This window comes from Halomonas sp. DP5N14-9 (assembly GCF_019802175.1).
In the GTDB taxonomy this organism is placed as follows: Bacteria; Pseudomonadota; Gammaproteobacteria; order Pseudomonadales; family Halomonadaceae; genus Halomonas; species Halomonas litopenaei.
On sequence record NZ_JAHVHR010000033.1, the window covers coordinates 69,349 to 90,483 of the forward strand.

At 64.6% G+C, this 21,135-nt stretch carries 19 protein-coding genes and 1 tRNA gene; 3 read left to right on the forward strand and 17 right to left on the reverse strand.

The genetic code is table 11. The features are described 5' to 3' along the window. Positions 1 to 74: 74 nt before the first annotated feature. The 7 genes from KUW00_RS19255 to rlmE form a co-directional block, all read right to left on the reverse strand. Positions 75 to 161: transfer RNA gene (locus KUW00_RS19255), tRNA-Leu, on the reverse strand. Between the two features lie 17 nt (positions 162 to 178). Next, the gene (secG, locus tag KUW00_RS19260) at positions 179 to 613 is read right to left on the reverse strand and encodes a preprotein translocase subunit SecG (protein ID WP_045992270.1); all 435 of its coding nucleotides are present in this window, start codon (positions 611 to 613) and stop codon (positions 179 to 181) included. A gap of 4 nt (positions 614 to 617) precedes the next feature. Further along, positions 618 to 1,364 (reverse strand): triose-phosphate isomerase, encoded by a 747-nt coding sequence (gene tpiA / locus KUW00_RS19265; RefSeq protein ID WP_222569902.1) that lies wholly within the window; start codon positions 1,362 to 1,364, stop codon positions 618 to 620. 182 nt (positions 1,365 to 1,546) lie between these two features. Next, a complete protein-coding gene (gene glmM, locus KUW00_RS19270; protein ID WP_045992272.1) occupies positions 1,547 to 2,896 on the reverse strand; it encodes a phosphoglucosamine mutase in 1,350 nt (449 codons plus the stop codon). Further along, a complete protein-coding gene (folP, locus tag KUW00_RS19275) occupies positions 2,889 to 3,683 on the reverse strand; it encodes a dihydropteroate synthase (protein WP_108131904.1) in 795 nt (264 codons plus the stop codon). The genes glmM and folP overlap by 8 nt, the downstream gene beginning before the upstream one ends. 182 nt (positions 3,684 to 3,865) lie before the next feature. Beyond that, positions 3,866 to 5,857 (reverse strand): ATP-dependent zinc metalloprotease FtsH, encoded by a 1,992-nt coding sequence (gene ftsH, locus KUW00_RS19280; protein ID WP_213227344.1) that lies wholly within the window; start codon positions 5,855 to 5,857, stop codon positions 3,866 to 3,868. 303 nt (positions 5,858 to 6,160) lie between these two features. Beyond that, on the reverse strand, positions 6,161 to 6,829 hold the full coding sequence (gene rlmE, locus KUW00_RS19285; protein WP_045992275.1) for a 23S rRNA (uridine(2552)-2'-O)-methyltransferase RlmE: 669 nt from the start codon (positions 6,827 to 6,829) through the stop codon (positions 6,161 to 6,163). A gap of 282 nt (positions 6,830 to 7,111) precedes the next feature. Between rlmE and yhbY the strand changes: the two genes are divergently transcribed. Then, on the forward strand, positions 7,112 to 7,438 hold the full coding sequence (gene yhbY / locus KUW00_RS19290) for a ribosome assembly RNA-binding protein YhbY (protein WP_045992299.1): 327 nt from the start codon (positions 7,112 to 7,114) through the stop codon (positions 7,436 to 7,438). A 113-nt stretch (positions 7,439 to 7,551) separates the two neighbouring features. On the opposite strand, the gene greA is transcribed toward yhbY, so the two are convergent. The 4 genes from greA to dapB form a co-directional block, all read right to left on the reverse strand. Further along, complete coding sequence (gene greA / locus KUW00_RS19295) at positions 7,552 to 8,028, reverse strand: transcription elongation factor GreA (protein ID WP_108131792.1); 477 nt, start codon at positions 8,026 to 8,028, stop codon at positions 7,552 to 7,554. After that, the gene (gene carB, locus KUW00_RS19300; RefSeq protein WP_108131793.1) at positions 8,025 to 11,255 is read right to left on the reverse strand and encodes a carbamoyl-phosphate synthase large subunit; all 3,231 of its coding nucleotides are present in this window, start codon (positions 11,253 to 11,255) and stop codon (positions 8,025 to 8,027) included. The genes greA and carB overlap by 4 nt, the downstream gene beginning before the upstream one ends. A gap of 51 nt (positions 11,256 to 11,306) precedes the next feature. Beyond that, positions 11,307 to 12,452, reverse strand: coding sequence for a glutamine-hydrolyzing carbamoyl-phosphate synthase small subunit (gene carA / locus KUW00_RS19305; RefSeq protein ID WP_108131794.1), 1,146 nt, complete (start codon positions 12,450 to 12,452; stop codon positions 11,307 to 11,309). Between the two features lie 376 nt (positions 12,453 to 12,828). Further along, entirely contained in the window at positions 12,829 to 13,647 is an 819-nt protein-coding gene (dapB, locus tag KUW00_RS19310; protein WP_045992279.1) for a 4-hydroxy-tetrahydrodipicolinate reductase, read from the reverse strand. Between the two features lie 152 nt (positions 13,648 to 13,799). Between dapB and KUW00_RS19315 the strand changes: the two genes are divergently transcribed. After that, a complete protein-coding gene (locus KUW00_RS19315) occupies positions 13,800 to 14,867 on the forward strand; it encodes an esterase-like activity of phytase family protein (protein ID WP_222569903.1) in 1,068 nt (355 codons plus the stop codon). Between the two features lie 67 nt (positions 14,868 to 14,934). On the opposite strand, the gene KUW00_RS19320 is transcribed toward KUW00_RS19315, so the two are convergent. The 3 genes from KUW00_RS19320 to KUW00_RS19330 form a co-directional block, all read right to left on the reverse strand. Continuing rightward, a complete protein-coding gene (locus KUW00_RS19320) occupies positions 14,935 to 15,705 on the reverse strand; it encodes a class I SAM-dependent methyltransferase (protein WP_222569904.1) in 771 nt (256 codons plus the stop codon). Positions 15,706 to 15,847: 142 nt separating this feature from the next. Beyond that, on the reverse strand, positions 15,848 to 16,783 hold the full coding sequence (locus KUW00_RS19325) for a DMT family transporter (RefSeq protein ID WP_261392279.1): 936 nt from the start codon (positions 16,781 to 16,783) through the stop codon (positions 15,848 to 15,850). After that, on the reverse strand, positions 16,773 to 17,303 hold the full coding sequence (locus tag KUW00_RS19330) for a MarR family winged helix-turn-helix transcriptional regulator (RefSeq protein ID WP_108450018.1): 531 nt from the start codon (positions 17,301 to 17,303) through the stop codon (positions 16,773 to 16,775). Before KUW00_RS19330 ends, KUW00_RS19325 begins: the two co-directional genes overlap by 11 nt. A 182-nt stretch (positions 17,304 to 17,485) precedes the next feature. On the opposite strand from KUW00_RS19330, the gene corA reads away from it, so the two are divergent. Further along, positions 17,486 to 18,451: a magnesium/cobalt transporter CorA gene (gene corA / locus KUW00_RS19335; protein ID WP_222569905.1), complete on the forward strand. Its 966-nt coding sequence runs from the start codon at positions 17,486 to 17,488 to the stop codon at positions 18,449 to 18,451. Positions 18,452 to 18,473: 22 nt separating this feature from the next. Here corA and KUW00_RS19340 read toward each other — a convergent pair whose 3' ends face one another. From KUW00_RS19340 to dnaJ, 3 genes are all read right to left on the reverse strand, one after another. Beyond that, entirely contained in the window at positions 18,474 to 18,746 is a 273-nt protein-coding gene (locus KUW00_RS19340; RefSeq protein WP_045992284.1) for a DUF2218 domain-containing protein, read from the reverse strand. A 105-nt stretch (positions 18,747 to 18,851) separates the two neighbouring features. Beyond that, a complete protein-coding gene (locus KUW00_RS19345) occupies positions 18,852 to 19,766 on the reverse strand; it encodes a DMT family transporter (RefSeq protein WP_261392278.1) in 915 nt (304 codons plus the stop codon). A 226-nt stretch (positions 19,767 to 19,992) separates the two neighbouring features. Further along, positions 19,993 to 21,129 carry a molecular chaperone DnaJ gene (gene dnaJ / locus KUW00_RS19350; RefSeq protein WP_045992286.1) on the reverse strand — a complete coding sequence of 379 codons (1,137 nt, stop codon included), beginning with the start codon at positions 21,127 to 21,129 and terminating at the stop codon, positions 19,993 to 19,995. Between the last annotated feature and the right edge of the window lie 6 nt (positions 21,130 to 21,135).

A 21,135-nucleotide genomic window follows, 5' to 3' on the forward strand; every position in this document is an offset into this window, starting at 1 on the left:
CCAACCCTGAGAGAAGATCACCGGTCATCACCGGGAGAGCTTGTCATCCACGCCGTCATTGCAGAAGACGAGGATGGTGCCGAAGGCGGGACTTGAACCCGCACGACCGTAAGGTCACTACCCCCTCAAGATAGCGTGTCTACCAATTCCACCACTTCGGCTAGGGGAGTTCCGGAGATCAGCCTTGGCTGTCCTCCAGCACTGGCGCTGCATTATCCACGTCGCTTGAACCTTCGTCAAGCGTAGGCGCAGAATTTTCCTGACTTTCTTCCTCAAGCGCAGGCGCACTGTTCTGGGTGCTTTCGTCATCCAGGGTCGGCGCGCTGTTCTGCTGCTCGATCACCTCGGCGTCGGGAATACCCGCTTCTGGCGCGGAATTGCCCGCTTCGGAGGCAAAGTAGGCCAGGGTCAGGGAAGTGGCGAAGAAACACGCCGCCAGCGCCCCGGTCGCCTTGGACAGGAAACTGCCGCTGCCACGGGAACCGAAGACGGTCTGGGAGGCACCGCCACCGAAGGAGGCGCCGGCATCGGCGCCCTTGCCCTGCTGCAGCAGGATAAGAACGACCAGGGCGATGGCGATCGCCACATGGATCATGAGAATGGCAACTTGCATGGATTCAACCTGCTGACTGACAAATGGCTAGAAAATCGTCGACCTTCAGCGATGCTCCGCCGATCAGGCCGCCGTCGATGTCCGGTTGGGCCAGCAATTCCGCCGCGTTGTCGGGCTTCATGCTGCCGCCGTAGAGAACCTGCATGGACGCCGCCAGGGCGCCATCGTAACGTTCGAGTCGTGCACGAATCGCCGCATGCACCTGCTGCGCCTGCTCAGGCGTTGCGGTACGACCGGTGCCGATCGCCCAGACCGGCTCGTAGGCCAATACCAGGCGCGCGCGCTCGTCACCGTCGAGGGCTTCCATCACCGCCTCGAGCTGACCGAGCACCACCGCCTCGGTACGCTCGGCGTCGCGCTCTTCCAGGGTTTCCCCCAGGCACAGCACCGGCGTCAGCCCCTGACCCAGCGCGGCCTGCACCCGTGCCAGCACCGCCGCGTCGTCTTCTCTGAACAGGGTACGCCGTTCGGAGTGTCCGACCAGCACCATGTCGGCGCCGACGTCAGCAAGCATGGCGCCGCTCACCTCGCCGGTGAAGGCTCCGCTCGGCTGGTCGCTCAGGGTCTGGCCGGCCAGCCTGACGCTCTGCGGCAACCGCTCCCTGGCCACCCCGACATAGGGAAAGGGAACCGCCAGGGCCAGCGTCACCGCCTGCGGCAATTCAGCGCCGGACAGCGCCTCGGCGAAGGTATCGATCAGGCTCAGCGAGCCATTCATCTTCCAGTTGCCGGCTATCAGCGGTGCACGCATGGAACATCCTCTTTCAAGGTGGGCCGAAATGGTATAGGAGCGGCCCTGTCAAGACAAGATTTGCCGCGGGATCGAAGCCTTCGGTCCCGCGCTGGAGCAAGCCGACAAGGCGCTCTCGCCGGCATCAGGGTCCACCAGGCCTCGCGTCATGGCACCGCGAAACCGGGCGGTGAGATCAGGGTTCAGCCGACCAGCTCACGCACGTCATCGGCCAGACGCCTGGCCAGCCCTTCGACATCCAGATGAGGGCGCCCCTCGACCATGACGCGAATCAGCGGCTCGGTACCCGAGGGGCGCAGCAGCACGCGGCCCTCATCGCCAAGCTCGGCCTCGACCGCACGGGTGGCCTGTTCGAGACTCGGGTCGGCCATCACCGCCTTGGCGTCGACGCCCGCCGACAAGCGCACGTTGACCAGCGACTGGGGCGCCTTCTCGAAGCCGTGCAGCAGACGTGACAGCGGCTTTTCCTCACGCACCATGTAGGACAGCACCTGCAGCGCCGAGACGATACCGTCGCCGGTGGTCTGCACGTGGCGACAGACGATATGCCCCGAGGACTCGCCACCCAGCTGCCAGTCGTTGGCGGCCAGGCGCTCCATCACGTAGCGATCGCCGACCTTGGCACGTTCGAAGGGCACGCCCATGGACTCCAGCGCTGCAGCCAGCCCGAAGTTGCTCATCAGGGTACCGACCACACCACCACCCAGCTCGCCACGCTCGTGACGGTCCTTGGCGATCAGGTAGAGCATGTCGTCACCGTCGATCTCGTGACCGTCGGCATCCACCATCAGCACGCGATCGCCGTCACCATCGAAGGCGATACCCAGATCGGCGCCTTGCTGGATCACCGCCGCGCGCAGCGCCGCGGGATGGGTCGAGCCCACCTCCTGGTTGATATTGAGGCCGTCGGGCTCGGCCCCGACCAGGCTGACCTTGGCCCCGAGCTCCTTGAACACCGCCGGCGCGATGTGATACGTCGCGCCATGGGCGCAGTCCAGCACGATACGCAGGCCGTGCAGGTTGACCCGGTCGGGGATCGTCGACTTGCAGAACTCGATATAGCGCCCGGCGGCGTCGTCGACCCGGCTGGCCTTGCCCAGCTCCCTCGGTGACACCGTGGTCAGGGTCTCATCCAGTGCGCGCTCGATGCGCTCCTCGATCTCATCGCCCAGCTTGGCGCCCTCGGCCGAGAAGAACTTGATGCCGTTGTCCTGGTAGGCGTTGTGGGAAGCGGAGATGACGATCCCCGCATCGGCGCGAAAGGTCCGCGTCAGGTAGGCGATACCCGGTGTCGGCATCGGACCGAGCAGCATCACGTCAACGCCCGCCGCCGACAGTCCCGCCTCGAGGGCCGACTCGAACATGTAGCCGGAGATCCGGGTGTCCTTGCCGATCAGTACCCGCGCCCGCTGACGGCGTGGCTCGAGCACGCGGCCGGTAGCCCAGCCCAGCTTGAGCATGAAGTCCGGCGTGATCGGCGCCTGACCGACGGTACCGCGAATGCCATCCGTGCCAAAATAGCGTCTAGCCATGGTGTTCTCCTTCCTCGAGAACGGCCCAGGTCATGTTCACCGCGTCCACATGGGGCCCCACATCGTGAACGCGTAGTATCCGTGCGCCTCGCTCCACCGCCAGTGCCGACAAGGCCAGACCGCCCGACAGGCGCTCCTCGACCGCACGGTCGAGCACCTTGCCGATCATGCTCTTGCGCGACATCCCCACCAGCAGCGGCAGCCCCAGGGCTTCCAGGCGCTCCAGGCGATGCAACAGGCGAAGATTATGCTCCACGGTCTTGGCGAAACCAAAACCTGGATCAAGCAACAGGCGTTCTCGCTTGAGACCCGCCGCCTCGCACTCGGCGATGCGCCTTTCGAGAAAGTCTGCCACCTCTTCCTCCACCGGCCTGTCATAGCGGGGCGCATCCTGCATGTCGCCCGGCTCGCCAAGCATGTGCATCAGCACCACCGGCAGCCCGGTACCGGTCGCCGCCGCGACGGCGCCCTCACGACGCAGGTTGCGTACATCATTGATCATGCCAGCCCCGGCCTGGGCGCTCTCGCGCATGACCTCCGGCGTCGAGGTATCCACCGACACCAGGGCATCCAGCTCCCGTACCAGCGCCTCGACCACCGGGATCACCCGGTCGAGCTCCTGCTGCGCGGTAACCGGCGTCGCACCGGGTCGCGTGGACTCGCCGCCCACGTCGATGATGGCGGCACCCTCGGCAAGCATCTGTTCGGCATGGCGCAGGGCGTCGTCGATGACCACGTGATGGCCACCGTCAGAAAAGGAATCGGGAGTGACGTTGAGGATCCCCATGATGCGGGGAAAGGTCAGATCGAGGCGGTGTCGACCACAGGGCAGTACAGCGGGGTAACGAGCGTCCATCGAAGAGGATGTCCTGGGAAAATCTGGGTATTCACTAAAGAATACTAATGCGAGAGGCGGGTCATGCAACGCCAGAGGCGCCCCGCGGGGCGCCTCTGTGAGCGGGCGGGCCGTCAGCTACCGGCGGGGCCGCCAAGGGGGTCGGAGGGGCGACGGCCGGAGCCTTTGTCATCCTCTTCCTCGTCCCCGTCGCTGGTGTCGGCGCTGGACTCCGGCTCCTTCGACGGCTCGGGATCACCGGTGACCGGAGAGCCGCCGCCGGAACCGGGCTCATCCCAGTCCTTGGGCGGACGTGGATCACGCCCCTCCATGATGTCCTTGAGCTGATCCGCGTCGATGGTCTCGTACTGCATCAGCGCTTCGGCCATGGCGTCGAGCTTGTCGCGATTGTCCTCGAGGATCTGACGCGCCTGCTCGTAGCAGCCGTCGATGATCTTGCGCACTTCCTTGTCCAGACGCGAGGTGGTTTCGCCCGACTTCAGCTTGCCACCACTCTGACCAGGGCCGCCGAGGAACTGGTGAGACTCGTCCTCGTCGTACATGATCGGCCCCATCTCCTCGGACAGGCCCCACTTCGCCACCATGTTGTGGGCAAGTTCGGTGGCACGCTTGATGTCGTTGGAGGCGCCGGTGGTGACACCGTTCGGCCCCAGCGTCATCTCCTCGGCGATGCGACCGCCGAACAGCGAACAGATCTGACTGATGATCTGCTGGCGCGACAGGCTGTAACGATCCTGCTCCGGCAGGAACATGGTCACACCCAGGGCGCGGCCACGCGGAATGATGGTCACCTTGTAGACCGGGTCATGCTCCGGCATCACCAGACCGATGATGGCGTGGCCCGACTCGTGGTAGGCGGTGTTGAGCTTTTCCTTCTCGGTCATGACCATGGAGCGGCGCTCGGCCCCCATCATGATCTTGTCCTTGGCCAGCTCAAGCTCTTCCATGCCCACCAGACGCTTGTTGCGACGAGCGGCGAACAGCGCGGCCTCGTTGACCAGGTTGGCCAGGTCGGCACCAGAGAAGCCAGGGGTACCACGGGCGATAAAGGTCGGCTTGACGTCATCGGCCAGCGGCACCTTGCGCAGGTGCACGTTGAGGATATGCTCGCGACCCCGGATATCGGGAAGCGGCACCACCACCTGACGGTCGAAGCGGCCCGGGCGCAGCAGCGCAGGGTCGAGCACGTCGGGACGGTTGGTGGCGGCGATGACGATGATGCCTTCATTGGCCTCGAAGCCATCCATCTCGACCAGCAGCTGGTTCAGCGTCTGCTCGCGCTCGTCGTTACCGCCGCCCATGCCGGCGCCGCGCGAACGACCCACGGCGTCGATCTCGTCGATGAAGATGATGCAGGGTGCCTGCTTCTTGGCCTGCTCGAACATGTCGCGCACACGGGAAGCCCCCACACCGACGAACATCTCGACGAAGTCAGAGCCTGAGATCGAGAAGAACGGCACCTTGGCCTCGCCGGCGATGGACTTCGCCAGCAGGGTCTTGCCGGTACCGGGAGGCCCGACCATCAAGACACCGCGGGGGATGGTGCCACCCAGCCGCTGGAACTTGGTCGGATCACGCAGGAAGTCGACCAGCTCCTCGACTTCCTCCTTGGCCTCGTCACACCCCGCCACGTCGGCAAAGGTGGTCTTGATCTGATCCTGGGACAGCAGTTTGGCCTTGGACTTGCCGAAGCTCATGGGGCCGCCCTTGCCGGCACCACCGCCCTGCATCTGGCGCATGAAGAACATGAAGATGGCCAGGATCAGCAGAATCGGGAAACTCGCGATCAATAGTCGCGTCCACAGACTCTGCTGTTCCGGCTTCTTGCCCACCACGGTGACATTGTTGGACAACAAATCGTCCATCAGCTTCGGGTCCTCCGCCGAGGGGCGGATGGTCTGGAAGCTGGAGCCATCGTTGCGCTCACCGCTGATCGTGTAACCGTCGATGGTTACACTGCGTACCTGCTCATTTTGCACCTGTTCGACGAACTGGGAGTAGTTCATCTGGTTGGGTGCGTTCTCGACGCTGAAGTTGTTGAACACCGTCAGCAGCACCGCCGCGATGACCAACCACAGAATCAGGTTCTTCGCCATGTCGTTCAAGGGACCACCCTCAATTGCAAGAATCTGTCGGCCTAGGTGCCTAAGGGTTCGACACTACATGACCCGGCCTGGTTCAGCCAGCCTGATCGGATCCAACGAAGCGGCGCAAGCGCCCCTTCCGCCGGGACTCACCCTCGGAAAATGCCGAAAAAATGTCGATGCGATGACTGCCTGGCAGGCCATCGCACGCCATCATGTGTCCTTTCCTGCCTGTACCATGCCTCAAGACTGGCACAGCCAGGCCACTTTTGCCGGTATCGCTCCGGTAGGCGCGGTCTATCAGACGTCGACCGGCGCCGATGCTCAGCCCTTGAATCCCTGGGCCAGCAGGTAGACCTCGCGGGAGCGTGCCCGCGATGCCCCCGGCTTGCGCGTCACCACCTTTTGAAAGGCGCCGCGCAGCTCCTTGAGATATTCGTCGAAGCCTTCGCCCTGGAACACCTTGGCCAGGAAGGTACCCCCGGGACGCAGCGTCTGACGAGCCAGGTCGAGCGCCAGCTCCACCAGGTACATTGCCTGAGGCTGATCGATGGCCGCCATACCACTCATATTGGGGGCCATGTCCGACATCACAAGGTCCACCGGGCGATCACCGAGCCTTGCCAGCACCTCTTCCAGCACGCTTTCCTCGGTAAAGTCACCCTGTACGAAGTCGACCCCGGCCAGGGCGTCCATCTCGAGGATATCCGAGGCGATGACCACGCCGGCGTCACCGACACGCTCTGCGGCGATCTGGCTCCAGCCGCCCGGCGCCGCACCCAGATCGATGACGGTCATGCCCGGCTTGAACAGCTTGTCCTTGTCGTCCAGCTCCACCAGCTTATAGCTGGCCCGGGAACGGTAGCCGTCCTGCCAGCTCTGCTGAACGTAGCGATCATCGAAGTGTTCCTTCAACCAGCTGGCGCTGGTCTTGCTCGCGCTGCTCTTGCCGGATGAGGATTTTTTACCGGAGGGGGGACGGGATGCTGCCACTGAGCCACCTGAAAGAAGATTTCCTGAACAATTGCCGGAAGGGCGTTGCTCGAAGTGCATTTGCTGCGGACACCCGGCATGGCCGCCGGAGCCGAACCGCGTGGCGGGGAGGCTCGCCGCAGGAACCGAGGGGCGGGCTGCACGACGCATCGAGCGGCTTTGCCACCGCCGGCGAACGGCTGCCTGGAGATTGTCATGCACAAGCGCTTTCACCGCACGGGGAATCCCCGTACCATGTGCTGTCACGCGCCCTACGGCCAAAACGGAATGAAGCAAGATACCATGAGCTTGTCACAGGCACAAAAGAAAGCAATGCGCAGCATCGGCCACCACCTCGACCCGGTGGTGACGGCCTCGGAGAACGGTATTTCCGAAGGCATGCTGGCCGAGCTCGAACGAGCCCTGAACGACCACGAACTGGTCAAGGTGAAGCTCGCGATCCCCGACCGCGACGACCGCACCGCGGTGCTCGACGAACTCGTCGCCCAGAGCCGCTCCGAGCTGATCCAGAAGATCGGCAAGGTGGCCCTGCTGTACCGCAAGAACCCCAAGGCCAACCCGAAGCTGTCCAACATCACGCGCTTCGAGAACCACCACGGCCGCCACTGACGCACCGGCGCCGCTGCGCCACCACCGGGCGCCGACGAGCCTGTCGCCAGAAAAGACACCGCCCCGCCAGGAATCCTGGCGGGGCGGTGTCGTCTGGATCGAAGGAGCCGGGTCTAGATGTGCTCGACGCCGGTGATCTCGTACTCGACCTCACCACCGGGGGTGCGGACCAGCACGACCTCACCCTCTTCCTTGCCGATCAAGGCACGGGCGATGGGCGAGGTGACCGAGATGCGACGCTGCTTGATGTCGGCCTCGTCCTCACCGACGATGCGGTAGGTCACCTCTTCGTCGGTATCCAGATTCAGAAGCTCGACGGTCACGCCGAAGATCACTTTGCCGGTCTTGGGCAGCTTGGTGACGTCGATGACCTGGGCGTTGGACAGCTTGCCCTCGATCTCCTGGATACGCCCCTCGATGAAGCCCTGCTGCTCGCGCGCGGCGTGGTACTCGGCGTTCTCCTTGAGGTCGCCGTGCTCACGCGCTTCGGCGATGGCAGCGATCACTGTCGGGCGAGCCTCGCTCTTGAGCTGTTCGAGCTCTTCACGCAGGCGTTGCTCACCGGCGACGGTCATCGGGACCTTGTTCATGTATTCGCTCCTGCATGCAGTTCCTGTAGCCGCCGCACGGTCACGGCATTGCCGTACTCGAGCGCCAAACAAACGGCACTGGCCCCTGCCAGCGTCGTGGCATAGGGAACCTTGCGGGCGAGTGCGGTGCGGCGGATCACCGAGGAGTCATTGATGGCCTGGCGGCCCTCGGTGGTATTGACGATATAGGCGATCTCGTCGTTCTTGATGGAATCGACGATGTGTGGCCGGCCTTCGTAAACCTTGTTGACGACCTCGACGGGCAGACCAGCCTGTTCAAGGGCTGCCGCCGTTCCTCGGGTCGCACAGAGTGTGAAGCCCAATGTTACCAGAGAACGCGCCACTTCGATAACACCCGCCTTGTCCGGTTCGCGAACCGACAGGAACGCCTTGCGATCGCCGGTCAGCGCCGGAATCGCCTCACCTGCACCGAGCTGAGCCTTGTAGAAGGCCTCGGCGAAGGTGTCGCCGGACCCCATCACCTCGCCGGTGGACTTCATCTCCGGCGACAGGATCGGGTCGACGCCAGGGAACTTGTTGAACGGGAACACCGCTTCCTTGACGCTGTAGAAGTGCGGCACGATCTCGCGCTCGAAGCCCTGCTCCTTGAGGCTGACGCCGGCCATGCAACGGGCCGCCACCTGGGCCAGCGAGGTACCGATGCACTTGGACACGAAGGGCACGGTGCGCGAGGCGCGCGGGTTGACCTCGATGACGTAGATCTCGCCGTCCTGCCAGGCCAGCTGGACGTTCATCAGGCCCTTCACGCCAAGCTCCACGGCCATGCGCTTGACCTGCTCGCGCATCTCGTCCTGCACTTCCGCCGGCAGCGAGTACGGCGGCAGCGCACAGGCGGAGTCGCCTGAGTGCACACCAGCCTGTTCGACGTGCTGCATGATACCGCCGATCACCACCTGCTCACCGTCGGACACCGCGTCGATGTCGATCTCGATGGCGGCGCTCAGGAAGTGATCGAGCAGCACCGGCGAGTCGTTGGAGACCTTGACCGCGTGGGTCATGTAGTTCTCCAGCTCGCTGGCGTCATAGACGATTTCCATGGCGCGCCCACCGAGCACGTAGCTCGGGCGCACCACCAGCGGGTAGCCGATCGCCTCGGCCTTGCTGAAGGCCTCGTCAAAGCTTCTGGCGGTGGCGTTGGGCGGCTGCTTGAGGCCCAGCTTGTCGATCATCTGCTGGAAGCGCTCGCGATCCTCGGCGCGGTCGATGGCGTCCGGGGTGGTACCGATGATCGGCACACCGGCGGCCTCGAGCGCACGTGCAAGCTTCAGCGGCGTCTGACCGCCGAACTGCACGATCACCCCGACCGGCTTCTCCTTGTCGGCGATCTCGAGCACGTCCTCCAGGGTCACCGGCTCGAAGTACAGACGATCGGAGGTGTCGTAGTCGGTGGACACGGTCTCCGGGTTGCAGTTGACCATGATGGTCTCGTAGCCGTCGTCGCGCATGGCGAAGGCGGCGTGGACGCAGCAGTAGTCGAACTCGATGCCCTGACCGATACGGTTGGGGCCACCGCCCAGCACCATGATCTTCTTACGATCGCTGACCTCGGCCTCGCACTCCTCCTCGTAGGTGGAGTACATGTAGGCGGTGTCGGAGGCGAACTCGGCGGCGCAGGTGTCGACGCGCTTGTAGACCGGACGGATACCGGCGTCATGGCGCGCCCTGCGCACATCGTCCTCGGACACGCCCAGCACCTTGGCCAGGCGAGCATCGCCAAAGCCCTTGCGCTTGAGACGATAGAGTTCGCGCGCGTCCAGCGACGACAGCGGACGGCTGGACAGATCCTGCTCGATCTTGACCAGATCCTCGAGCTGCACCAGGAACCAGGGGTCGATGTTGGTCAGCTCGAACACTTCTGCCACCGACATGCCGGAGCGCATGGCATCGGCGATGAAGAAGATACGCTCGGCGCCGGCGGCCTGCAGCTCGCCCTTGATCAGCGCCATGTTCTCGTCGCTGAACTCGGTGACGATGGGATCGAGACCGTCGTTGCCGGTCTCCATGCCACGCAGCGCCTTCTGCAGCGACTCCTGGAAGGTGCGGCCGATGGCCATGACCTCGCCCACCGACTTCATCTGGGTGGTCAGACGGTCGTTGGCCTGGGGGAACTTCTCGAAGGTGAAGCGCGGAATCTTGGTGACGACGTAGTCGATGGACGGCTCGAAGGACGCCGGGGTGCGACCGCCGGTGATGTCGTTCTGCAGCTCGTCCAGGGTGTAGCCCACCGCCAGCTTGGCGGCGATCTTGGCGATCGGGAAGCCGGTGGCCTTGGAGGCCAGGGCGGAGGAACGCGACACCCGCGGGTTCATCTCGATGACCACCATGCGGCCGGTCTCGGGGTCCACGCCGAACTGGACGTTGGAGCCACCGGTCTCGACACCGATCTCACGCAGCACCGCAAGGGATGCGTCGCGCATGATCTGGTATTCCTTGTCGGTCAGCGTCTGGGCCGGCGCCACGGTGATGGAGTCACCGGTGTGCACGCCCATGGGGTCGAAGTTCTCGATGGCACAGACGATGATGCAGTTGTCGTTCTTGTCACGAACGACCTCCATCTCGTATTCCTTCCAGCCCAGCAACGATTCGTCGATCAGCAGCTCGTGGGTCGGCGAAAGCTCGAAGCCGCGCCCACAGATCTCCTTGAACTCTTCCTTGTTGTAGGCCACGCCGCCACCGGAGCCACCCATGGTGAAGGACGGCCGGATGATCACCGGGAAGCCCAGCTCGCCCTGGATCTCCCAGGCCTCATCCATGCTGTGGGCGACCTTGGCCTTGGGGCACTCGAGACCGATATTCTTCATCGCCTTGTCGAAGCGATCGCGGTCCTCGGCCTTGTCGATGGTGTCGGCGTTGGCACCGATCATCTCCACGCCGTACTTTTCCAGTACGCCGTGGCGATCGAGATCCAGCGCGCAGTTCAGCGCGGTCTGGCCGCCCATGGTCGGCAGCACGGCGTCGGGACGCTCGGCCTCGATGATCTTCTCCACCGCCTGCCAGGTGATCGGCTCGATGTAGGTGGCATCCGCCATGGCCGGATCGGTCATGATGGTGGCCGGGTTGGAGTTGACCAGGATGACGCGAAAACCCTCTTCGCGCAGCGCCTTGCAGGCCTGGGCGCCGGAATAGTCGAACTCGCAGGCCTGGCCGATGACGATGGGGCCAGCGCCGATGATAAGGATGCTTTTCAGGTCTGTACGCTTGGGCATGGTGCTTCCCGCAAGAAAATTGGACGATGAACCGGAGTCTGTGTCGGCGCCTTAGCGACGGCTGCGCATCATGTCGATGAAGCGGTCGAACAGCGGCGCCACATCGCGGGGGCCGGGGCTCGCTTCGGGGTGGCCCTGGAAGCTGAACGCCGGACGGTCGGTACGCTCGATCCCCTGCAGGGTGCCGTCGAACAGCGAGCGGTGGGTGGCGCGCAGGTTATCCGGCAGCGTGGTCTCGTCGGCGGCAAAGCCGTGGTTCTGGCTGGTGATCATCACGTGGCCGCTGTCCAGATCCTGCACCGGATGGTTGGCGCCGTGGTGGCCGTGATTCATCTTGACCGTAGTGGCACCGCTGGCCAGCGCCAGCAACTGGTGGCCCAGGCAGATGCCGAACACCGGCACTTCGGTCTCGAGGATCTCGCGGATGGCGTCGATGGCGTAGTCACACGGCTCGGGATCGCCGGGTCCGTTGGACAGAAAGACGCCGTCGGGGTCGAGCGCCAGCACCTCGGACGCCGGGGTCTGGGCCGGCACCACGGTCAGCTTGCAGCCGCGACTCGCCAACATGCGCAGGATGTTGAACTTGACGCCGTAGTCGTAGGCCACCACATGGAAGGGCCGCTCGGCCCCTTCGGTATCGGCGTAGCCCTTGCCCAGCGTCCACTCGCCCTCGTTCCAGACGTAGCGCTCGCTGCAGGACACCACCTTGGCTAGGTCCATGCCCTTGAGCCCGGGGAAGGCGCGGGCGGCTTCCAGGGCGCGCGCTTCGGCGTCGTCACCCAGGGCCTCGTCGCCGGCCACGATGGCACCGTTCTGGGCACCCTTGTCGCGCAGGATTCGAGTCAGCCGGCGGGTATCGATGTCGGCGATGCCCACCACGTTCTGGCTGGCGAGATAGTCCGAGAGGCTCTGGGTAGATCGGAAGTTGCTGGCGACGAGCGGCAGATCGCGGATGACGAGGCCCGCGGCGGCGATGCTGGCGGACTCGACGTCCTCGGGATTGATGCCGGTATTGCCGATATGGGGATAGGTGAGGGTGACGATCTGTCGGGAATAGGAGGGGTCGGTCAAAATTTCCTGATAGCCGGTCATGGCCGTATTGAACACCACCTCACCACTGGTCTGCCCATCAGCGCCAATGGCCGTGCCGTGGAATACGCTGCCATCTTCCAGGGCCAAGATTGCGGGTTTGTTCAACGCTACGTCCTCCCAAAGCTCGTCAAGGTATCTACGACCGCCGCCATACGCTCGCCGGCGTCGGCGACCTGTCGCCAGGCCATTCGGCACCGACCCGGCCCATCGTGCGTCAAGCACACAAGGAGCCGGGCCGTAAAAAAGCGGGACGAAACCCGGTGTTTGACCGGTTTCATCCCGCTTGTTGTCATTCGCTCGGAATGCAGAGCCGGCACCTATGCTACGAGAGACGTACTGAACGCTCTCGACGCGACACTTTCATGCCCGGCCCGGCCAAAATTTTTGGAATGTTACAGCATCTGGGCCGGGCTGACTACCCCGGAACAAGCACTTTGCCATGGGTAACACCACCTCCGACGTCGCCAGAGGCCCACAAAACTCAGTCCAGGCCCAGCACGTCGGACATGCCGTAGCGTCCTGCCTCGCGCTCGGCGACCCAGCGTGCTGCGCGCACCGCGCCCCGGGCGAAGGTCATGCGGCTGGACGCCTTGTGGGTGATCTCGATGCGCTCGCCTTCGGTAGCGAACATCACGGTGTGCTCCCCGACGATATCGCCGGCACGCACGGTGGCGAAGCCGATTTCCTTGGGGTCGCGAGGACCGCACTGGCCTACCCGCTCGAACACCCCGTGCTCCTTGAGGTTGCGATCCAGCGCCCCGGCGACCACCTCGCCCATGCGCAGGGCGGTACCGGACGGCGCATCGACCTTGTGACGATGGTGAGACTCGATGACCTCGATGTCATAGCCCTCGTCGCCCAGCGCCTTCGCTGCAGTCTCCAGAAGCTTCAGGGTCAGATTGACGCCGACGCTCATGTTGGGCGCAAACACCGTGGGCACTCGCTCGGCATAACCGTCGAGCTCGGCCTGCTCGTCATCGGACAGGCCGGTGGTGCCGATGACGATGGCCTTGCCATGCTCGGCACAGAAGGCCAGGTTGGCCAGGGTCACCTTGGGTGCGGTGAAATCGATCAGCACGTCGAAGTCATCGACGATGGCCTCGAGGGAGTCCACCGCCGCCACGCCCTGGCGGCCGACGCCGGCCAGCTCGCCCAGATCGGCGCCAGCCAGCGAACTGCCCGGCTCGACGATGCCGCCGGCGAGGACGGCGTCGTCGTCCTGCATCACGGCGTTGACCAGGGTGCGGCCCATGCGGCCGGCGACGCCGACGATGGCGATACGGGGGGCGGTACGGCTCATGCAATCTCCTGGAGAAACGAGAGTTCGAACAGACAGGCGGATCAACGTAGATACGCCAAAATGTAAAGGGATTCGGCGCAGTATACCAACGTCGCTCCCTCTTGCCTCGCCCTGGCCTTCACGCTGACATTCCCGCCCGACAGGACCGCCCCATGCCGTTCAGAAAAATGCTCCGATTGCCCCTTATCAGCACGCTGGCAGCGTCCCTGTGGCTTGGCGGCTGCACCGCCCAGGTCAAGCCGACCAGCTTGCAGGGCGAGGCCCCCGCCCAGCCGGGGCTGAGCATGTGCGGCACCCTGGCACTGCCGAGCCAGTGGCGTCCCACCGAAAACGATACCAGCGTTCCCCTGGGTGGTCTCTCGGCCATGGCCTGGGACACAGACGACAACCTGCTGCACCTGGTATCCGATCGCGGGCGGGTACACCAGGCAAGGCCAGTACTTGAACACGGCCGCCTGGTAGACCTGCGCCCGATCACCAGCCACCGATTGAAGGCGCAGGACGGTACGCCGCTTGAGGGCAAGGCAGCAGACGCCGAGTCGCTGGTGCTGGCGGGCGCCGATGATGGCGTCACCGGCAACACCGAACTACTGATCGGCTTCGAGCAGGATCATCGCGTGCAGCGTTTCGCTCTCGACGGGATGCCAGAGGGGGACGCCCTTCGCTCACCGCTTACCCTTGATGCAGGTGCCAATGAAAGCCTGGAAGCACTCACCCGGGTGCCGGGCATCGGGCTGGTGGCGGGCCTGGAGTCACCGCCCGATGGCATGAGCGCGCAAGATGGCGTCAGACACACCCTTCTGTTCAGCCTGGCGGAGAACGCTACCGACACGCGCCGGTGGCGCTACCCGCTGGCCTCACCGGCCGACAGCGCCCTGACCGAGCTGCTGGCGCTGGAGGACACTGCAACCGAGACTCCACCGCGGCTGCTGGCGCTGGAACGGGCCTTTTCCCCGCCACGTCCGCTGACCATCAGCTTAAGCCTGGTGGAGCTGCTGCCACCGCCGCGGGTACGGGTGACACGCCTGGCCAGCCTGTCCGCCGGAGAAGGCTGGCGCGTCGACAATATGGAGGGGCTGGCGCGATTGCCCGGTGGCGAATTTCTGATGGTCAGCGACGACAACTTCAGCGCCCTGCAGCGCAACCTGCTCGGCTGCTTTCGACTGACCGATAAGGCGCTCTCTCTCGACGCTGGATCTACCCGTGCCAACGGCCGGTAATGCCACTGCCCGCTGATCAGCGGCGGGCCACCAACAGGTGGTGATTGAAGCCGTCGGGGCCCCACAGTCAGGCCGACTCAGCATCGGTGAAGCGCAGCGGCTCGCGCCTGACCTGGGAGAAGCCGACCGACTGCAGTGTCTTGACCACGGTGCGACCAGGGATCGCGACGTGGTCCACCGGCAAGACGTCGTCACCGGCGCGCACCTGACCAGGCACCAGGCTCCAGGGCCGGGGCCGCTCACCCGGCGCCACACCCGGGTCGTAGCGATAGCTGGTCAACGCCTCGAGGCGATCCATGCGCGCCGGGTCAAGCACATAGTCGTGGGTGATATCGAGCCACACCAGCAGACCGCCGGGCTTGAGCGCCTCGAACAGGTTTCGGCAGGCACGGGTGAGCATGGCCTGGTGCTGGATAAAGTGGAAGGCGAAGACACTGACCAGGGTATCGAAGGGCGCCTCCGGCAGAACAAGCTTGCGATAGGCGTCCTCGACCCGAAAGCCGAGGCCCGGTGCCTGGTGGCGCCGGCTGGCCAGCGCGACCTGAGAGGGGCTGATGTCGATACCCAGCACCTCTTGCGCGCCCTTGCTTTTGAGTTCGGCCGCCAGCGCTCCGTTGCCACAGCCCACATCAAGAAGACGCTTGCCGACCAGATCTTCCTCCAGATTGAGATAGTGAAGAACGGAACCGGTGAAGGTGCCGTAGCGCTCGTCGCGAGCCAGCTGGTCGTAGCGCTCGCTCAGCGCCTCGGAGAAGACGTCGTTGGCAAGGCCGCGGTCGCCAGGCTGCTGACAAGGGGAAACGGCTTGTGCGCCGAGAAGGGGGCTGGCTGACGGCATGGGGGGGCTCCTTGGCATTGATGCGCCTTTGCCCCACCTTTACAGCTTCATATAACCACCACCACACCGCACTAGGCTAAAACCGTACACCGCCCACCTCTTTGCCCAATGATGCAAAGATGTCTGAGTAAAACTCGCCTGCTCACGCCTGGCTGCGCAGCTTGACGTCCCGCCGCAGCAGCAGCGCGATGGCCAGCACGACCAGCAGACTGCCCGGCAGCCATTCGAGTGCAAGGCGTTCAGGCGCCTGGGCAAACAGCAACAGCATCGACACAAAGGGCACCAGATAGCCGTAGGCGGTAACCGCCGCCGGGGTAAGGATGGCGGTCGCCCGCTGCTGCAGCCAGAAGGTCATTCCGCTGGAGAAGAGCCCAAGATAGGCCACCACTGCCAGATCGAACAGCGTCATGCGGCCCAGCGCGGCAGGATCCCCGAAGACCAGACCCGAAAACCCGATCAGCAGTGCCCCCATCACCAGGCTCCATAGAGTACGCACCCCCGCGTGCTCAGATAGCCAGCCCTTCGCCAACCCCAATTTGGACAACACCGGATACATCGCCGAGGCGATGCAACCAGCGAAGAAGGCGGCTTCGCCCACGCCGAACTGCATGCGGGCAAAGGAGCCACCGGCCTCCGCCCAGGCCAGCCCCACGGCGCCGACGGCGCCAAGTACCAGCAAGGCCAGCAGCGCCAAAGCACGGTGCTCGACCCCCACCAGCCGGCCCAGGCCGTAGGCCAGCAGCGGCACGCTGACGAATAGCGTGGCCATGGACAGCGCCGTGGTCAGGTGCGCCGCCCAGAACATGGTGCCGAAGAAGCTCGCCAGACAGAGCCCCATCAACCCATAGAGCCCGAGCCCGGCCAGACTCGGCCGGAGACCAGGCGCACCCCACACCAGCGGCAACACCGCCAGAGCGGCAATCACGAAGCGCAGTGCGGTCAGCGACAGTGGCGGAAGCCCTTCACTCAACATCCCCACCGCCGGAAAGGACAGCCCCACCAGCGTCGCCCACACCAGCATCCCGACGTGGGCCCACCACACACTGCTATCGCTGGACACCCGGCAATCAGTCGTCATCACGGCTGACCTCCCCTTCCAGCGCCAACAGCAACTGGCGTAGACCAGCCGCCAGGCCTGCCGCCTCATCATCTGCCAGGGTGGCGCGCATCGAAGCGAGTTCAGCCAGGTAGGCGTCCAGCAGCGCCGGCATCATGGCCTTTCCCGACTCACTGAGACGAATCAGTACACTGCGACGATCTTCAGGGTTGGCAACACGCTCCACCAGGCCACGACTGGCGAGCCGATCGAGGCGGTGGGTCATGGCCCCTGAACTCAGCACCACCGCCTCGCACAGGGCGTTCGGTGTCAGCCCCTCGTGCACGTCGCGCCGGTAGAGGGTCGCCAGCAGGTCAAACTCGCCTTCCTTCAAGCCGTGCTGCCGGAATACCGCCTGAACCCGACGGTCGACATGCTTCAGCACGCGATACAGCCGGGTAAAGATGCCCATGTCGCCAGGGTCGCGATCCGGGAGAACCCTGCACCACTCCGCCATCAGTCGATCGATGGCATCGTTCGACCCGGTGGACGGAACCTGCATATCACTTATCTCCAAGAAAAGTATCTTCACTTGAAGATAGTTATTCCGACGCAAAATGCCAAGCCCCTCATGCCCACAACACCGAACAGCGATGGTCGCCTGGGCGCAACATGCAGTCGGCAACCGCGACGTAGCGTCTACCTTTTCCTCAGAACCACGATAACAACCGCAAGGGGACAACGATGATCGTCAACTGCGTGGCGTATGAAGAAGGACGGCGTCTTTGCAACATCGACAGAGGCGAGATCGATGACTACCGCTCGCGCTCGAACTGCTTTGTCTGGGTGGCGCTGCACGACCCGGACGCCGAGGAGCTCTCCACCTTTCAGGACATCTTCGCGCTGCATGAACTGGCCGTGGAGGATGCCCTGGTCGGCGAACAGCGCCCCAAGGTGGAGGAATACGGCGACGCTCTGTTCGTCGTCACCCAGGTGATCAGCGTCAATCAGGGCGAGGTGCAGCATGGCCAGCTGGCCATCTTTGCCGGTCCCGGCTATGTACTGTCGGTACGTCAGCACTCCGGGCGTGGATTCACCGACGTGCGCGCCCGCTGCGAGCGCGAGCCCGAGCTGCTCAAGCAGGGACCGGCCTTCGTGCTCTATGCGCTGATGGACGTGGTCGTGGACCGCTACTTTCCGGTACTCGAAGAACTCGAGGCCGAACTGGAAAGCATCGAGGACCAGATCTTCGTGCGCGGCAGCGCCCGGGCCAGCCTTGAGCGGCTGTATCAGCTCAAGCGCCGCACCATGTGCGTCAAGCACGCGGTGACCCCGCTGGCCGAAGCCAGCTCCCACCTGTTCGGTGGACGCGTCCCGACGCTGTGCTACGAGACCCAGGACTACTTCCGCGACGTCTACGACCACCTCCATCGTATCGAGGCGGCCATCGACACCATTCGCGAAACCATCATCACCGCCATCCAGGTCAACCTGTCGATGGTGGCCATCGACGAGAGCGAGGTGCACAAGCGCCTGGCCTCCTGGGCGGCGATCTTCGCGGTGGCGACCATCCTCGCCGGCATCTGGGGGATGAACTTCACCCATATGCCCGAACTGGACTGGCGGCTGGGCTATCCGCTGGCGCTGGGGATGATGGTCCTGTGCTGTGGCGCGCTCTACCGACGCTTCCGTCGCACCGGCTGGCTATAGCGCCAATCGCGTCCAGCCAAACTCACTGCCAGACGACGCTGAGCGGCTCCTTGCCCGCCATCCGCTCCAGGTGGCTGGCCACCACGTCCTTGAGGCGCTCCAGCCGCTCGGCGTCCTCGGCCTGGAGGTCGACGCTGAGCTGCGAGTCGGACGCCTTCATCCAGCACTCGCCGCCTGGGAACACCACGTGACCGCTCTCGGCATCCACCTCGAGCTTGTGGGCCCAGTGCTTGCACAGGCGATTGATCAAGCGTTGCCCTGATGCGGTCTCGACGAAGGCTCGGGATTCCACCATGCTTTCCACCGTTTCTGAGAATACGAATATATCGCAGAATCATATCCCCCATGTCCTCTCGGCGTCAGGCAACGGCGTGTTGCTGTTCATCGTACCCACGCATGCCTAGCCGTTCCCGGGCGGCGAGCGCCGGCGCGGCCACCCCAGGCGACGACCTTCCATGGCGGCCAGGGCGGCACCGCCGAGCAGCAGAGGTAGCGCCAGCAGAAAGCCACTCGACAACGGCTGGCCAAACAGCCAGAGATCGGCCAGTACCGGCCAAACCAGGGCGATGTACTCGAAGGGGGCAAGCCTCGACACCTCGGCAAAGCGCAGCGCCAACGTCATGCAGATGTGCGCCGCGCCGCCCAGCAACCCGGCCAGGATCAGCAGCGTCAGCGTCTGGGTCGGCAGCGCCACCCAGCCCAGCGGCAGGGTCGCCAGGCCCGCCAGGGTGCAGGCCAGCACGAAGTAGAAGGCGATGGCACCGGCCCCCTCGGTGCGCGAGATGCGCCGCACCGTGACCAGCGCCGCAGCGGTCAACGACGCCCCCAGCACACCCAGCGCGTAGCCCGACAATTGGCCGGCCTTGTCGGCGTTACCGATATCCGGCACCACCAGCACCGCGACCCCGCCCACGGCGAGCACCAGCGCCAGCGCCCGCGACGGGGTAAGGCGCTCGCCCAGCAACACCACGCCGCCGATCGCCATCAGTACCGGTGCCAGTTGCGCCAGCAGGGTGGCTTCGGCTACGGGCAGACGCGCCAGGGCCGCAAAGGTGGCAAACATCGAAGCGGCGCCGAGGCTCGAGCGCAACAGATGGCCCAAGGGGCGCCGGGTCGCCAGCCCCGCCGGAAACTCTCGACGCCAGGCCAGAAACAGCACGATCGGCAACAGCGCAAAGGCGGAGCGATAGAACACTACCTGGCCCAACGGCACCTCGTCGCTCACCCACTTCACGCAGACCAGCATGGCGGCGAACAGCACCCCGGAGGCGATGCGCAGCACGATGCCCGCCAGGGGCCTATCCCTATCACTCATGATCATCGTCCCTGTTCAGAAGAGCCGCGCCGTCCACAAGCTCTGCCCCACCCAATCAAGCTGCACATCAGAAGCGCCCACGAGAACCGCCCGAGCGCGTCGCCCCGCTGACGGCCCTTGTGCTGCCGACAAAAAAAACCGACCCCCGGCGCCAGGCGTCGGGGGTCGATCATCGTCACTAAGCCCTGGTCGGCGCAGGATCACTCCTGGCCCGAGGGTACGCGACTTACAGCTTCATATCTTCGAAGAACTTCTTCACCCCGTCGAAGAAGCTCGACTTCTTCGGCGAGTGCTGGGCGTTGCTGCCACCCAGGCTGTCCTGGAACTTGCGCAGCAGATCCTTCTGTTCCTCGCTGAGCTTGACCGGGGTTTCCACCACCACCCGGCACAACAGATCGCCGGCGGGGCCGCCGCGTACCGGCTTGACACCCTTGCCGCGCAGTCGGAACAGCTTGCCGGTCTGGGTTTCCGCCGGAATCTTCAGCTTCACCCGACCATCCAGCGTCGGCACTTCGAGCTCACCGCCAAGGGCGGCGTCGACGAAGTTGATCGGTACCTCACACTGCAGGTGACGCCCTTCGCGCTCGAAGATATGGTGCGGCTTGATCGCGACCTGCACGTACAGATCCCCGGGCGGACCGCCGTTGATACCGGCTTCGCCCTCGCCATTGAGGCGAATGCGATCGCCGGAATCGACGCCGGCCGGAATCTTCACCGACAGGGTGCGGGTCTCGCGCACGCGACCTTCGCCATGACAGGCGTGGCACGGCACCTTGATGTGCTGGCCGCTGCCGTGACAGGTCGGGCAGGTCTGCTGCACGGCAAAGAAGCCCTGCTGCATGCGAACCTGACCGTGTCCGTGACAGGTCGGGCAGGTTTCCTTGGTGGAACCCGGCTCGGCACCTTCGCCGTCGCAGCGCTCACATTCGATGTGACGCGGCACACGGATGTCGACACTGGTGCCGGCCACCGCGCTCTCGAGGTCAAGCTCGAGGTTGTAGCGTAGGTCGCTGCCCCGCTGGGGCGCATTGGGGTTACGACGTCCGCCGCCACCGCCGAAGATGTCACCGAAGACATCACCGAAGATGTCACTGAAGCCGCCAGCCCCGGCGCCGCCAAAGCCACCACCGCCCTGGCCGTCGACGCCGGCATGGCCAAACTGGTCGTAGGCCGCACGCTTCTCGCTGTCGGTCAGGACCTCGTAGGCCTCGGACACTTCACGGAATTTTTCCGCTGAGGTGTCATCGTCCGGGTTACGGTCCGGGTGGTACTTCTGTGCCAGGCGCCGATAGGCCTTCTTGATGTCCTTCTGATCGGCACCGCGCTCGACACCTAGTACCTCGTAGTAGTCTCTCTTGGACATGGGTCT

Excerpts from the sequence above, each read along its gene's own strand:
- secG (WP_045992270.1), bottom strand. The coding sequence starts at position 613 with ATGCAAGTTGCCATTCTCATGATCCATGTGGCGATCGCCATCGCCCTG.
- tpiA (WP_222569902.1), bottom strand. The coding sequence starts at position 1,364 with ATGCGTGCACCGCTGATAGCCGGCAACTGGAAGATGAATGGCTCGCTG.
- glmM (WP_045992272.1), bottom strand. The coding sequence starts at position 2,896 with ATGGCTAGACGCTATTTTGGCACGGATGGCATTCGCGGTACCGTCGGT.
- folP (WP_108131904.1), bottom strand. The coding sequence starts at position 3,683 with ATGGGGATCCTCAACGTCACTCCCGATTCCTTTTCTGACGGTGGCCAT.
- yhbY (WP_045992299.1), top strand. The coding sequence starts at position 7,112 with ATGAGCTTGTCACAGGCACAAAAGAAAGCAATGCGCAGCATCGGCCAC.
- greA (WP_108131792.1), bottom strand. The coding sequence starts at position 8,028 with ATGAACAAGGTCCCGATGACCGTCGCCGGTGAGCAACGCCTGCGTGAA.
- carB (WP_108131793.1), bottom strand. The coding sequence starts at position 11,255 with ATGCCCAAGCGTACAGACCTGAAAAGCATCCTTATCATCGGCGCTGGC.
- dapB (WP_045992279.1), bottom strand. The coding sequence starts at position 13,647 with ATGAGCCGTACCGCCCCCCGTATCGCCATCGTCGGCGTCGCCGGCCGC.
- KUW00_RS19315 (WP_222569903.1), top strand. The coding sequence starts at position 13,800 with ATGCCGTTCAGAAAAATGCTCCGATTGCCCCTTATCAGCACGCTGGCA.
- KUW00_RS19320 (WP_222569904.1), bottom strand. The coding sequence starts at position 15,705 with ATGCCGTCAGCCAGCCCCCTTCTCGGCGCACAAGCCGTTTCCCCTTGT.
- KUW00_RS19325 (WP_261392279.1), bottom strand. The coding sequence starts at position 16,783 with ATGACGACTGATTGCCGGGTGTCCAGCGATAGCAGTGTGTGGTGGGCC.
- KUW00_RS19330 (WP_108450018.1), bottom strand. The coding sequence starts at position 17,303 with ATGCAGGTTCCGTCCACCGGGTCGAACGATGCCATCGATCGACTGATG.
- corA (WP_222569905.1), top strand. The coding sequence starts at position 17,486 with ATGATCGTCAACTGCGTGGCGTATGAAGAAGGACGGCGTCTTTGCAAC.
- KUW00_RS19340 (WP_045992284.1), bottom strand. The coding sequence starts at position 18,746 with ATGGTGGAATCCCGAGCCTTCGTCGAGACCGCATCAGGGCAACGCTTG.
- KUW00_RS19345 (WP_261392278.1), bottom strand. The coding sequence starts at position 19,766 with ATGAGTGATAGGGATAGGCCCCTGGCGGGCATCGTGCTGCGCATCGCC.
- dnaJ (WP_045992286.1), bottom strand. The coding sequence starts at position 21,129 with ATGTCCAAGAGAGACTACTACGAGGTACTAGGTGTCGAGCGCGGTGCC.